The sequence below is a fragment of the Sphingomonas gilva genome, assembly GCF_003515075.1.
Classification (GTDB): Bacteria; Pseudomonadota; Alphaproteobacteria; order Sphingomonadales; family Sphingomonadaceae; genus Sphingomonas; species Sphingomonas gilva.
This window is the reverse complement of the sequence record NZ_QWLV01000008.1, coordinates 130,847-144,890: the sequence shown is the minus strand read 5'-3', so window position 1 is coordinate 144,890 and position 14,044 is coordinate 130,847. Positions and strand designations below refer to the sequence as shown.

Sequence of the window (14,044 nt, the reverse complement as noted above, 5' to 3'; positions counted from 1 at the left end):
CCCGGCATCGGAAAGCTCGAGAGGGCGCGCTGCGGCGGAATGTCCGGGGTCGAATCGGCAACCATGCCCCATCATAACCTATATGGTTAGATGTAGGAAAGCGGATTCTGCGCTTTTGCTTGCCTCCTCAACTCGCCGGAGCGGGGCAGCTGACCGCGGCGGTGATCGGCTCCAGCCGAACGTGCGCGATGGTGGCGGCGAACGCGCCATCGGTGGTGACCGCGAAGGGCGTGCCGATCCGCGTGATGTCCGCCCCCGCCTCGGCGAAGCAGCGCAGCGGGATCTGCGTCGTCGTCACCTGGCCGGGCTTCAATTGCCCGGTGATGTCGATCGGCCGATCGCCGAAGCTGATCGTCACGGGACGCGCGGGCGCCTTGTCGATCCGCCAGTCGACCGCGAGCGCGAAGGCGCCGGTCAGCTGGCGGTTGAGATCGGCGGCGGGGCCCGCGATCGAGAGCGTGCCCGAACCCTTGCCGGTCCAGGTCACCTGCTTGGCGTCCTCCTGCGCGGCGAGATCGACCGAGCGCGTGGCGATCGCGCCGGCGGGGCTGTCCACCGGCGGGCTGGCGACGGGGCGGGCGCCGCCGGCGTCGCTGATCGACATGGCCCAGGGCGAAAGCGCGCGGCCGTCATCGAAATAGCGATCGACGTTGAGCGCGGCGGCGATATCGACCCCGGGATCCTCGGAGAGCTGGGCGACGGGCTTCGCCTCGCCATATTTCAGGCCGTAGCCGAGCGGCCATAGCGGATCGGTGACCGGCGCGGCGGCGGTCTTCGGCCAGGGAAAGCTGAGCGTGCCGGTGAAGCCGCGTACGGGCGTGCCGTCCTTCCGCGCCACCAGCACGTCCGCGACGCCCGCGCCCTGGCTGCCGGGCAGCCAGGCGGCGACGAAGGCGTCCGACGCGTTGATCTCCGGATTGGTGAACATCGGGCGGCCGGAGAGGAAGACCGAGACGACGGGGATGCCCTGGCTCTTCAGCTTCTTGAGCAATGCGAGGTCGGTCGCGGCGACGGGCTGATAGTCGAGCGTCGGCACGTCGCCCTGGAACTCGGCATAGGGATCCTCGCCATAGACGACGATCGCGACATCGGGCTTGGCGGTGAACGCGCCATCCTTGCTGAGCGTCGCGGCGCCGCCGGCGTCCTTCACCGCCTGGGCGATGCCGGCGTAGATCGTCTGCCCATTGGGCATGTCCTTGGCCGTGACGTCGGTGCCCTGCCAGCTGATCGTCCAGCCGCCCGCCTGCTTGGCGAAGCTGTCCGCGCCCGCCCCGGCGACGAGTACCTTGGCGCCGGGCTTGATCGGCAGGACGGAGCCGTTGTTCTTCAGGAGCACCAGCGATTTCGCCACCGCCTCGCGCGCCAGCGCGAGATGCTCGGCGCTGCCGATCACCTCGAAGCCGTCGGGGGCGGCCGGCCGCGGCGCTTCGAGCATGCCCAGCTTCGCCTTGACGCGCAGGATGCGGCGGACCGCATCGTCGAGCCGCGCCATCGACACCTCGCCCGCCTTGACCTGCTTCACCAGGCTTTCGAACAGCCCCTTCCAGCTGTCCGGCGCCATGTACATGTCCAGCCCGGCATTGATCGCCTGCGGGCAATCGGTGGTGGTGCAGCCGGGAATCTGGCCGTGCGCGTTCCAGTCTCCGACCGAGAGGCCGGCAAAGCCCATCCGGCCCTTGAGCACATCGGTCAGCAGGCTCTTGTTGCCGTGATGCTTGACGCCGTTCCAGCTGGAGAAGGAGACCATCACGGTCAGCGCGCCGGCCTCGATCGAGGCGGGATAGCCGGCATTGTGGATGCGGACGAGCTCGGCCTCGCTGATCTCGGCGTCGCCCTGATCCTTGCCGTCCTTGGTGCCGCCATCGGCGAGGAAATGCTTGGCGGTCGCGGCGATGTGGCCGGGCGCGAGCGGCTTGCCGGCGACAAGCTCGCCCTGCACGCCCAGGGTCATCGGCGCGGCATAGCTCCTCACCAGATCGGGATCGGACGAATAGCCTTCATAGGCGCGCCCCCAGCGGCCGTCCTGCGGCACCGCTAGGGTGGGGGCGAAGGTCCATTCGATTCCGGTGGCGGCGACCTCGGCCGCGGTCGCCTCGCCGATGCGGCGGATCAGATCGGGATCATGCGCGGCGCCGAGCCCGATATTGTGCGGGAAGATCGTCGCGCCGGGCACGTTGCTGTGGCCGTGCACCGCATCGATGCCGAAGATGACCGGAATGCCGAGGCCGGTCTTCATCGAGGCGTCGCGAAACTCCTCGGTCAGCCGGTGCCAATCCTGCGCGGTCGAGCGTTCGTTGCCATAGGGCCCCGAATTGCCGCCGGCGAGGATCGAGCCGAGCGGATATCTGGCGAGATCGGCGGGCGTCACCGAGCTGATATCGCCCTGAACCGTCTGGCCGACCTTCTGTTCGACCGTCATTCGCCCGATCAGCGCATCGATCTTCGCCTCGGTCGCGGCGTCGGTGATCGCGGCGGGGCTTTCCGCGGCGGGCCAGGCGGCGGGATTCGCCTGCTGCGCGGTCGCAGGGGCGGCCGACAGTGCGACGATGAGGGCGAACAGGCTGGTGCGCGAATGCATTAATCTCTCCCCAACTGCGTTCCATTGAGAACGTTATCAATAGCGGTTGTGACGGCGTACCGCCGGAAATTCAAGCCGTTTCAGCGGTCGCTTCGCACGAGTCTGACAACGCTGTCAACGACATTGTCGATGATGGGTGGGGTGGGGATGCTCATCGTTCGCTTCGCACCAACAGGACCAGAACGGCCGACCCGACCGCCAGAAGCGCGAGCGTTCCCATCAGCGTGGCGAAGCTGCGGCCCGACACCAGCGTGACCGCAAGCACCGGCGACAGCAGCTGGGGCAGCGTGTTGGTGAGGTTGAACAGTCCGAGATCGCGCCCGCGATGGTTGGGGGACGGCAGCAGCTGCATGGTGTAGACCGCCTGCAGCGCCAGGAAGATCGATGACGCGCAGCCGAACAGCCCGTAGGCCATGATCGCGACGGGGACGGTGGTCGTCGCCCCCATCACGCCGAGCCCCAGCGCCATGGCGAGCGCGGCGCCGATCAGGAAGGGACGACGCGCGCCGATCCGGTCCGACGCGCGGCCGAGAAGCAGCGCGAGCGGGATGGCGACGAGCATGGTGACGCCGCCGGTCCGCGCCACCGTCGCGACCGACACCGTCTCTCCCGGCAGCGACTGGAAATAATAGAGGAAGAAGCTGAACAGCACGCCGCAGGCGACCTGGACGAACAGGCGGGCGAACCAGATGAGCGTCAGGTCGCGGCGGCGGACCAGGCGCTGCTCGGCGGAGACGGGCGGCTCCGGCGCGATCGGGCGCGGATGGAGCGCGAACAGCGGCAGCACCATCGCGGCGAACATCGCGCAGATGACGGCGAACTGCACCGCCTCCACCTCGATGCCCGGCAGCGTGACGACGATCGCCGCGACCGATCCGAACGGCTGGCCCGCGCCCAGGAGGCCGGCGAGCACGCCCTTCTGCGCATCGGGCACATGATCGGCCGCGAGCGCGGCGAGTGGGGCAAGCATCAGGTTGAGCGTGATCTGCCAGCCGACGATCGCCGCGACGATCATGGCCGGGGTCGAGGCGAAATGGATCAGGCCATAGGCGGCGACGGTCAGCGCCAGCCCGGCGGCGATCCACGGGCGGCGCGATCGGGTGAGGTCGCTCGCCCAGCCGAAGGCGATGTTGGCGATGCTCGCGGCGATCGCGCCGAGCAGCGTCGCCGCGGCGAGCCATTCGACCTTCAGGTCGCCCGCCGCCACCGCCATCTTCACCGGCAGCAATATGGTGAGGAAGGGGACATAGGCGACGAACCCGCCGGCATAGGCGAGCGCGTAGAGGAGAAGGAAGCGCGTGCTCTGCCGGTTGCCCGGCGCGTTCGGTTCAGCCGTCACATGGTCCCGTCGAGGCGCGCACCACCAGCTCGAAGGGCAGTACGCTGGGTGCGTCGGGATCAGGCTTGCCCTGCTTTGCCTCGATCAGCAACTCGGCGGCGCGCGCGGTCATCGCCGCGATCGGCTGGGCGATGGCGGTCAAGGGCGGAACGCTGAAGCGCGCGACGGGGGTGTTGTCGAAGCTGACGATCGACAAATCCCGCGGAACCGCGAGGCCGCGCGCCTCCGCGACGTGCAGCGCGGCGAGCGCCATCTGGTCGTTGCTGGCGACGATCGCGGTCGCCGGATCGGCGAGCGAGACGAGGGCGGTCGCGGCGGCTATCCCCGAATCGAAGGTGAAATCGCCGCGGCCGATCAGCTCTTCCGAATCGTCCCGCCCGGCGGCGCGCATCGCCTTCCGCCAGCCTTCGAGCCGCGCGCCCGACAGCGCATATTCGTCGCTGCCGGTGATGAAGCCGACGCGGCGGTGGCCGAGCGCGATCAGGTGTGCGGTGGCGACCTCGGCGGCGTGCGCGTCGTCCATCGAGATCGAGAAGCCGGCGCCGTCGCCGACCGATCCGATGCGGGCGAAGGGGATGTGCTGGCGGGTGAGCAGCTCGGTGATGGTCGGGTTGTCGCCGTGCGGCGGGGTCAGGATCACGCCGTCGGGCCGGAGCGAGGAGAGCGCGGCCATGATCTCGCGCTCGACATGCGCGCTGTGCGTGTCGACCAGCTCGAAGATCATGCGATAGCCGTGCTCGGCGCATTTGAGCATGCCGCCCAGGAGCATCTGGTCGACCCAGTCGGTGCCCTCGCCCGAGCGCCAGCCGTCGATGGTGCGATCGCGGTCGTTCAGCGCAAGGATCAGGTAGGAGCGCGATCCGCCAAGGCGCCGCGCGGCGAGGCTGGGGACATAGCCGAGCTTGGCCACCGCGGCGTGGACTCGCTCCTGCACCTGCGGGCGCACATTGGGCTCGTTGTTGATCACGCGCGAAACGGTCTGCAGAGAGACCCCCGCCTCCGCCGCGACATGCTTGATGGTGACCGCCTGTCGGCGCGTGTGCGGCATCGAACCCCCTGTGGTCAGTCGTCTTGCCAGCAGCGCCGGCCGGTCGGCAAGCGGCTCATGCGCGCGAGCCCTCGGGCGGCGGCGCGGCGCAGTGATCGGCGAGGAAGCGGGCATGGGTGGGCAGCCCCGCGACGGCGCGCGCGAGGCTGTCTGCGGCGCGGTCCAGGTCGGGCAGGGCGGTCGCCATGTCGACCCGGTCGGCGAGCGGGTGGTGGGTGCGCGGGATCACGCCCATTCCGTCGAACACCGATTGCCAGCTGACGTTGCGGAACAGCCCGTCGAGCGTCTCCGGGATGGCGCCGGCGGCGCGGAACAGGGCGATGCGGCGGACGAGGTCCGCTGGCAGCTCCATTGTGCGGCAGGCGCGCCAGAAGGCGGTGTCGTCGCGCTCGCTGACGCAGTAATGGAGGATGATGAAGTCGCGGATCTCCTCGTAGTCCGCGGTCATCCGGCGGTTGTATTCGTCGATCAGATGGCCGTCGCAGTCCTGCGCCGGCATGTAGCGGAAGAACATGTCCATGCCGCGATAGATCAGGTGGATCGCGGTCGATTCGAGCGGCTCGATGAAGCCGGCGGCGAGACCGATCGACAGCACGTTGCGCCGCCAGATGGCCTCGCGCACGCCGGTGCGGAAGGGGACCGTCATCGGATCGGTGACGGTCTCGCCCTCGACCTTGGCGAGCAGGGTGGCGGTCGCCTCGTCGTCGCTCATGTGAGCGGTCGAGAAGACATGGCCGTTGCCGGTGCGGTGCTGGAGGGGAATGCGCCAGCGCCAGCCGGCATCCTGCGCGCTGACCTGGGTGAAAGGCTGGGGCGGACCGGCATTGGCGGTCTGGACGACGATCGCGCGGTCGCACAGCAGCCAGCGCGACCAGTCGCGCCAGGCGACGCCCTGCGTCTTGCCGATCAGCAGCCCGCGAAAGCCGGTGCAATCGATGAAGAAATCGGCCGACACCTCGCGCCCGTCCTGCAACCGCAGCGTCCGGACGAAACCGTCGGGCCGCGCCTCGACGTCGGTGACGATGCCCTCGGTGCGCGTGACGCCGCGCGCCTCCGCAAAGCGGCGCAGATAGCGCGCGACCAGCTTGGCGTCGACATGCAGCGCATAGGCCGCGCCGCCGATCGGGCTGCGCGGCGCGGCGAAGGGCAGGGTGAAGCGCCCCTCGCGCGCCATCACGGCGGCGGGCGCGAAATCCTGCAGCCCGCGCGCAAGCCCGTGGCCCTTGGCCCTCAGCCAGAGATGGTAGAACTCGGTAAGCCCGGCCTGCGGGCCGATCGTGCCGAAGGGATGGAAATAGGTCTCGCCCTTCACCCGCCAGTCGCGGAACTCGATGCCGAGCTTGTAGCTCGCCTGCGTTTCGCGGATGAAGTCGCTCTCGCTGATGCCGAGCTTGGCGATCAGCTCGAGAAAGGGCGGGATGGTCGATTCGCCGACGCCGATCGTGCCGATATCGTCCGATTCGACCAGCTCCACGCCCAGGTCCGGGCAAAGATGCGCGAGCATCGCCGCGGCGACCCAGCCCGCGGTGCCGCCGCCGACGATGCAGATGCTGCGAAGGGGTTCGGGCGCGGTCACCGATCGAGCGTTTCGAGGAACTGGCGGTGGCTGGGCGTGGCGGCGACGGTGTTGGCGACGCTTTCGCGCATCCGCTTCATCGCCGCCGAGACCTTGGCCCTGTCGATCCCGTCCAACGCGCGGTTGGCGCCCTCGGGGATGCGGTCGAAGCCGGTGTACATCGCCAGCCAGCTTGCCGGATGGAACATCTCCCAGCGATAGCGGATGAACTCGCCGCGCGCGTCCCACAGCTCGATCTTGCGGCGCAGCGTGTCGGGCACGGGCATCGCCGCGCAGTGACGCCAGAACGCGGTGTCGTCGCGCCGGGTGAGCTTGTAGTGGAGGATGATGAAGTCCCGCACGCGCTCCATCTCGCGCGCGGTGGCGTCGTTGAATTCCTCGGCCAGCGCCGGATTGAGCCGGCGGTCGGGGAACAGCTCCTTCAGCCGTTCGATGCCCGTCTCGATCAGCGCGATGCTGGTCGATTCGAGCGGTTCGAGGAAGCCCGCCGCCAGCCCGAGCGCAACGCAGTTGCCCGCCCAGGCGCGCGTGCGCCGCCCTGAGCGGAAGGGAATGGCGCGCGGTTCGATCAGCGGCTTGCCGGGCAGGTCGGAAAGCAAGGTCGCCGTCGCCTCGTCCTCGCTCATCAGCTTGCGCGAATAGACGATGCCGTTGCCGGCGCGGTGCCTCAAAGGAATGCGCCACTGCCAGCCCGCCGATTTGGCGTGCGCGCGGGTATAGGGCGGGGGATCGTCGAGCGCGTTCTCGGTCTGCACCGCGATCGCCGCGTCGCAGGGCAGCCATTCGCTCCAGTCCTCGAAGCCGACCTCCAGCGCCTCGCCCAGCAGCAGCGAGCGGAAGCCGGTGCAGTCGATGAAGAAATCGCCCTCGATCCGCCGGCCGTCATCGAGGCGGACCGCGGCGATTGCGCCGCGCTCGCCCGGCTCGACCTGGGCCACCTTGGCGTCAATGCGGGTGACGCCCGAAGCCTCGGCATAGCGGCGCAGATATTGCGCGAACAGCGAGGCGTCGAGGTGAAGCGCCCAATCGAAGGTCGCGAGCGGGGTGGGCGGATTGACCTGCGGCAGCGCCATGCGGTGCTTCTCGGCCAGCATCGCGCCCAGCGAATAGGCCGAGATCGGCGTGTCGTCGCCCGCCGCGCGCGCCTGCAGCCAGAGATGGTGGAAGCCGATATCGCCGTGATCCTGGCCATAGAGGCCGAAGGGATGGATGAAGCCTTCACCGACGCGGCGCCAATCCTGGAAGAGGATGCCGAGCTTCGCGGTCGCGCCGGTTTCGCGCATGACGGCCTCGTCTGTCAGGCCCAGCTTGGCGTAGAAGCGGCGGATGGTCGGGATCGTCGCCTCGCCGACGCCGATCGTGCCGATCTCGCTCGATTCGACCAGCGTGATGGCGAGGCCGGATCCGTGGAAGTGCTTCGCCAGCGCCGCCGCCGCCATCCAGCCCGCGGTGCCTCCGCCGACGATGACGAGCGAACGGATGCTGTGGGGCGAGGCTTCTGTCATCAGATCAAGGACGCGCAATCGATAGGTGGTGGCAAGAGGCTTTCGCGCCGCTCCCCCAAAAAGAAGGCCGGCCGCGACCCGGGTCGCGGCCGGCCAGAGGGGATCAGAATTTGAAGCGCACGCCGGCCGAATAGCGAGGCTCGAATTCGTTGCGCCAAGCGAACTGGCGCGAGTCCTCGTCGAACTGGTAGTAGTATTTCTCGATCTCGCCGAAGACGTTGGAGGCGTTGCCGTAGAGCGAGAAGTTGTCGGTAATGGCGTAGGTGACGTTCAGGTCCACATATTGGCTGGTATCCTGATAGATCGCGATGCCGTTAACCTGACCGGTCAGGCGTGGAGAGCGCCGGTTGTAGGCGGCGCGCGCCTGGAGCCTGCTGTCCTGATACCAGAAAGCGAAATTCCACTGATGCGCCGAGTTGTCCTGGAAGGGAAACTTGCTCCCGTCGAGTTGCGGCGCGGCGGATTCGTTGGCGCTGTCCGAATAGGTGTAGTTCGCGTCGAACCCGAAATTGCTTAGAATGCCATCGGTCGGGATGATGTCGTCGAATGCCACCTTGGCGCCCAACTCGACGCCCTGCAGCGAACCGCCCGTACCCTGGATCGGCCGGCTGAACGGCACCGTGCGGCGGATGACGCCGTCGCCGTCGGGGAAGCGGCCGTCGTTGATTGAATCCGTGGTCACGAAGCTTTCGATATCGAGCAGGAAGACGCCCGCATTGAGCAGCGACGCACGTCCCCAATAATATTCGAGCGCAACATCATAGTTGGTCGATCGCCAGGGGTTGAGGTGCGGGTTGCCGGCCGCCGATGCGCCGGTGACCTGACGCACGCCCTCGGGCGCATTGTTCGCCGTCGTGGGGTCGTCGGGATCGACGCCCGGAGAATCGCTGGTGGAGATGGTCAGGCCGCCGCCATAATTGCCAAGGTCGAGCGGGATCATGGTCTTGGAATAGGCGGCGCGCGCCTTCAGATTGTCGGTCAGGTCGACCTGCGCGTTGATGACAGGCAGGAAATCCCAATAATCGTTGCGGTCGAACGTGTCGCCGATGTCGCTGTTGGTATCGCCATAGGGGATCACGGGGCCGGTGAGGTTCTGCCGGACCTTGATCAGCGTATGGACGACGCGCAGGCCGGCGTTGACCTGAAGCGCGCCGAATTCGAGCGCGGCGTTCGCGTAACCGCTCTGTTCATAGAAATCGACATTGTAGGACGTGCCCGGGATGATCACCGGGAATGCGTTGCCGAATACGCGCTGCTGGAACGCCAGCGGATCGTTGAAATCACGCGGATCGGCAACCCAGATGCCGGGGAATCCTTCGGTAACGGAGCCGAAGTCATCCAGGAAATAGACGTTGTTGTTCGCGCCGAGATTGGTCGGTCGCCAGGCGGTATAGCCTTGGAAGACCGTCTCCGGATTGCTCGCGCTTACCGGCAACGCGGGATTGAAATTGGGATTGGGAACATGCTCCCCCGCGGTGCAGCCCGCGGTGTTGTCCAGCACGACGTCGATCGCCTTCCACTGCGCCGCGCAGCCATTGGGATCGGACGCGCCGTTGCCGGCGTAGAGGTTCGAGAACAGGTGGTAGTTCTGAATCTCGGTCCGCCGACGGCTCGCCCGGCCGCCCGCGTCGATCCGATTGAGGAAGCCGAACAGCGCGCCATCGGCCTTTTCGAAGTCGAACGATCCGTCGAACCGCGCGGCGTAGAGATCGGAATTGTTGCGGTTGTTGCCCTCCGACGAATAGGCGGCGACCGTGTAGCTGTCGAGGTTCGACATATAGTCGCGCAAGGTCGAGTCGGCGCCAAGGCCGCCGCCGATCACGCGATCGAACCCGCTCCAGACGATGTTGCGGCCCGAGATGTCGATGTGCAGCTGCGGGTCCGATCCGTAGCCCAGCGGATTCGGATTGACGTAGCGGCCGCCATTCACGCCGACGACGCCGTTTGAGTATTGGGATGCCGGATATTGGGACGCGATATCTGCCGGATAGAAGGTGCCGCGCGTGCGGTCCGCCGCGTTGCGGAACAGCGTGAACTGGCGATCGGGCCCGTATTGCCAATTGCTGAGATCGCCCTGCACCTGGCCGTTGGTGTTGAGATAGTCGGCGTCCGAATAGATGCCGCGCACGCTGAAGGTCAGCGGGCCGCCCTTGTCATATTCGAGCTCGAGGTTGAAGTTCTTCGATTCCGCCTTGATCGAGCGGTTGACGCTGAACGAGTTCACCCACCAGGCGTCGAGATCATATTCGTCGACGTCGAGCACGCTTTGCTGTGTCGGCACGTTATTGATGAGCCGCGTGATCTCGACGCCCGAATCCTCGGAGACCGTGGGATTCATCCAGCCGAGCGCGTTCCAGCGATTCGAAATGTTCATGCCGGCGCGCAGATCATGCTCGATGAAGCGCGTGTAGAAGCCTTCGGCGGTCAGGGTGATGCCGTCATCGACCTCCCACTGGATCGCGCCCGATGCGCCGAAGCGCTTGCGCTCCACCTCGCGATGAAAGGTTTCGTAGCCGTGCGGCGCGATCCAGTCGGCGCCGGGATTGGCGGCGTTCCCATTGCCGCCCCAGTCGTTGTTGAGGAAATGGCCGCCGGCGAAGCCCGCGTAATTGTTGCCGAGCGTGATGTCGCTGTACGCCGCGCTCGCCAGGATGCCGATGCGGCCGGTGCGATAGCTGGCGAGGCCGCTGACCAGGTAATCGTCGGTGCTGGTGTATTTGCCGGTCTGATACTCGCCCTGGCCGGAGACGGTCAGCCCGTCCTTGAAGTCGAACGGGCGGCGCGTGCGCAGGTCGAGCGTGCCCGAGATGCCGGAGAGCGCGTTGCGCACGTCGGGCGACTTGAACACCACCACGCCGCTCATCAGCTGCGCCGGAATGTCGTTGAGGTTGGGCTGGGCGGTGCCGAGATTGGCCGGCGAGAGATATTGCTCGCCGTTGAGCAGGGTGACGACCTGCGGCAGGCCGCGGATGTTGACCGTCGCGCCTTCGCCGGCCGAACGGACGATCTGCACGCCCGAGATGCGCTGCAGCGAATCGACGATGGTGACGTCGGGCAGCTTGCCGATGTCCTCGGCCGAGATCGCGTCGACGATCGCGGCGCTCTCGCGCTTGAGGTCGATCGACTTGGCCTGCGACGCGCGGATGCCGGTGACGATGATCTCCTCGCCGAAACCCTGGCCCGGATCGGTGGCGGGGGCGGTGCCGGCCTCGACCGGCGGCTCCTGCGTGCTCGCCGGCTCGGTCTGCGCGTGCGCGCCCGTCGCCAGCGCCGTGGTCGTCAGGAAACCCGCAATCGCCCTGCGCGTCCAGTTGGTCATGTGCCCCTTGCTCCCCATCGTCAATTCAAGTCGTTAGATGCGAATGTGCAGCCGCCATCGCAGCGCGCGACGGCGTTTCGCTCCGGCCAGCGGCCGATCTGTCCAGCAATGTTCGAAGTGTGATTCGCGACTCGCGTCAGCGCCCGTGGCAGTGACCGATCAGCGGAAATCCAGCCTTTTCATTCCGTCTCTCTCCCTATGACGTGAGACTTTGCTGTCCCTTGGCTGTCATAAAGCATTCTTTGAGAGCGTTCTCAAGACATATTTTGTCGGCATTGCGGACAGGTGCGCCGGGCCGCGGTTCCTAAAAGAACAGCTTGCGGAAGCTCAGGCGGATCGAGCGGCCCATGGGATCGAGCAGATCGGGCTGATAGCCGATCGGCGTGGCGCCGCTCGCGTTCCGCACGTCCATGCGGCTGTCGAACAGATTGTCTACCGCGAGCGACACGCGCGACCCGCGGAAGAACGGAACGGAACGCACCAGGTCGCGCTGCTGGCCGAGATCGGCCCACAGGCGGAGATTGACCGTGGTGAGCGCGCCGAAACGGAGATCGTTGGGGGAAGGGGCGCCGCCCGGATCGGCCAGCACCGATGTCGCGCTCTGCCAGTCGACGTTCAGGCGGGCGCCGATGCCGTTGCGGTTATAGCCGGCGCGCAGCTCGATCTGGTGGCGCGGCTCGCCGCCCCGGCCGCCGATCGTCGAGCCGCCCAGCAGATCGAGCTCGGGCACGCCGGGGCGGATCAGCACGGTGTCCTCAAGCCGCCAGTTGTGGAAGATGCCCAGGTTGATGCGGCCTTGCCGTCCGCCGCCGCCGAAGCCGCGACGCCCGCCGCGCCCGCCGCCGGCCTCACGCCGTTCGCGCCGCGCGTCACGCCGGGCGTCGCGTCGCGCCTCGATCTCCTCGGGCGTCAGGGGCTGGCCGTCCGCACCGGTGGGCGGCGGCGCCTCCAGCGTCTCCGACCAGTTGAAGCCCCAGCGGAACTGGCGCCGCTCGCTGCGCGCGAAATTGACCGGGCGGCTGTCGATGCGCAGCAGCGTGCCGTCGGCGTCGCGCTCGAACCGGTCGGGGAAGGCGGCCTCGATCTCGGGCGTGGCCGTGGGGAAGCTCGCGGTGGGATTGTCGATGCGTGTGTCGGTATAGTTGGCGAGCAAGGTGAGGTCGGTCTCCGGTACCGGCTTCGCGGTCAGGCCGAGCTTCATCACCCGGCGATTGTCGGCGAGCAGGCCCGGATTGCCGCCTTCCACCAGCGTCACGTCCACCGTCTGGCCGGTGGTCACGTCGAGCACGCGGACATTGGGGGTGACCAGCACCGGGTTGCCCAGCTGCTGGATGCTCGGCGCGCCTTCCTCGTGCGTCATCGATGCGATCAGCCGAACATCGTCGAGCGGCTCCCAGTTGAGCCCGTAGCCCAGCGTGGTGAGCGTGCCGAAGTCCGAAAGCTGCTCGACCATGCCGTTGGCGTTGGCCGACAGCGAGCCGACACCGCTGTCATCGAGCAGCGGAATATCGACATTGGCCTGGGCGTTGGCCTGGTCGCGCGACAGCTCGGTCGCGGTGAACAACTCCCCGCGGGTCGATTCGCTGGCGATGTCGCGCAGGTTGAAACCGGCCTTCAGCGTGGTGGCGACCGCGCCGGCAGGCAGCTCGAACAGCTCGCCGCTCGCGGTGCCTTCGGTGTCGATGGTCTGGGAAACCGATTCCGAACGGTCCCGGCGGACGCCGCCGCCGTCGATGTCGCGATCTGTCAGCGTGGTCGACCAGTCGCGGTTGTAGCCGCCCGACAGCGACCATTGCCATTGGGAGAGATCGCCGTTCAGCGCATAGTTGACGTTGCCGGTGCGCGTGCGGCGGTCGCGCAGCAGGCGCTGCGAATCGTCGAGCGCGCGGCCGAGCGCGGCGCGGCTGTCCTCGCCCTCCAGCTCGGCGCTGAGCGTCGCCGAGACGTTGCCGAGGATGGTGCGGTTATAGCTGCCGTTGAGCTTGACCGCGTCCGAAGCCGACTGGAGCGTGCGGTCGGGATCGGCCTCGACCAGGTCGCGCTCGTCCTCGAACAGCGGATTGGCGCGCTCATATTCGCCGTCGATCGAAAGGCGGCTGCCCTGGGCGATGCGCAGATAGTTGACGTCGGCCTCATATTGCTGCCGCCCGCCGGCGGTCGCCTGGCGCGTTTCGAGTTCGGTCGTCACCGCCTCAAAACGCCGGCGCAAGACGAAGTTGACCACCTTCTGATCGGCCCGATAGCCGTATTTGAGCGCAACCTCCTCGGGCAGGATGTCGACGCGCGCCACCGCCTCGGGGGGAAGATCGCGGATCTCGCGGAAGCTGGAGATGCGGCGGCCGCCGAGCAGCACCACGGGCGATCCCTCGCCGCGGCCCTGGATGCTGCCGGTCAGGGGCGATAGTTCCTCGAGCAGCTCGGCGAGGTTGCTCGCGCCATAGGCGCGGATGTCGCGCGCATCGAGCGTCACCTCGGGCTCGATATCGCCGATCACCGAACCGCGCGGACGGCTGCTGCCGACGACGACGATCTCTTCGGCGAGCTCGTCTTCCAGCATCTCGTCATCGGCTTCGGCCGCCTGCTCCTCCGCCTCGCTCGCGGGCGGCTCGGGCGGCGACACTTGCGCAAGCGCGGGCCAGGACGCGGACAGCAGGAACAGGGCGGCAAGACGCATGGCGG

At 67.6% G+C, this 14,044-nt stretch carries 7 protein-coding genes; all 7 read right to left on the bottom strand.

Annotation, left to right across the window (positions count from 1 at the left end; genetic code table 11):
• Positions 1 to 127: 127 nt before the first annotated feature.
• On the bottom strand, positions 128 to 2,578 hold the full coding sequence (locus tag D1610_RS14930; RefSeq protein WP_118864995.1) for a glycoside hydrolase family 3 protein: 2,451 nt from the start codon (positions 2,576 to 2,578) through the stop codon (positions 128 to 130).
• Between the two features lie 151 nt (positions 2,579 to 2,729).
• Positions 2,730 to 3,917, bottom strand: coding sequence for an MFS transporter (locus D1610_RS14925; protein WP_182466855.1), 1,188 nt, complete (start codon positions 3,915 to 3,917; stop codon positions 2,730 to 2,732).
• Positions 3,907 to 4,965 (bottom strand): LacI family DNA-binding transcriptional regulator, encoded by a 1,059-nt coding sequence (locus D1610_RS14920; protein WP_118864993.1) that lies wholly within the window; start codon positions 4,963 to 4,965, stop codon positions 3,907 to 3,909. Before D1610_RS14920 ends, D1610_RS14925 begins: the two co-directional genes overlap by 11 nt.
• 55 nt (positions 4,966 to 5,020) lie before the next feature.
• Positions 5,021 to 6,541 (bottom strand): tryptophan halogenase family protein, encoded by a 1,521-nt coding sequence (locus D1610_RS14915; protein ID WP_222927028.1) that lies wholly within the window; start codon positions 6,539 to 6,541, stop codon positions 5,021 to 5,023.
• Positions 6,538 to 8,046: a tryptophan halogenase family protein gene (locus D1610_RS17290; protein WP_222927027.1), complete on the bottom strand. Its 1,509-nt coding sequence runs from the start codon at positions 8,044 to 8,046 to the stop codon at positions 6,538 to 6,540. Before D1610_RS17290 ends, D1610_RS14915 begins: the two co-directional genes overlap by 4 nt.
• 103 nt (positions 8,047 to 8,149) lie before the next feature.
• Positions 8,150 to 11,365, bottom strand: a complete 3,216-nt coding sequence (locus D1610_RS14910) for a TonB-dependent receptor (RefSeq protein ID WP_118864992.1) — start codon at positions 11,363 to 11,365, stop codon at positions 8,150 to 8,152.
• Positions 11,366 to 11,669: 304 nt separating this feature from the next.
• Positions 11,670 to 14,039, bottom strand: a complete 2,370-nt coding sequence (locus tag D1610_RS14905; protein WP_118864991.1) for a TonB-dependent receptor — start codon at positions 14,037 to 14,039, stop codon at positions 11,670 to 11,672.
• Between the last annotated feature and the right edge of the window lie 5 nt (positions 14,040 to 14,044).

Excerpts from the sequence above, each read along its gene's own strand:
- D1610_RS14930 (WP_118864995.1), bottom strand. The coding sequence starts at position 2,578 with ATGCATTCGCGCACCAGCCTGTTCGCCCTCATCGTCGCACTGTCGGCC.
- D1610_RS14920 (WP_118864993.1), bottom strand. The coding sequence starts at position 4,965 with ATGCCGCACACGCGCCGACAGGCGGTCACCATCAAGCATGTCGCGGCG.
- D1610_RS17290 (WP_222927027.1), bottom strand. The coding sequence starts at position 8,046 with ATGACAGAAGCCTCGCCCCACAGCATCCGTTCGCTCGTCATCGTCGGC.
- D1610_RS14910 (WP_118864992.1), bottom strand. The coding sequence starts at position 11,365 with ATGACCAACTGGACGCGCAGGGCGATTGCGGGTTTCCTGACGACCACG.
- D1610_RS14905 (WP_118864991.1), bottom strand. The coding sequence starts at position 14,039 with ATGCGTCTTGCCGCCCTGTTCCTGCTGTCCGCGTCCTGGCCCGCGCTT.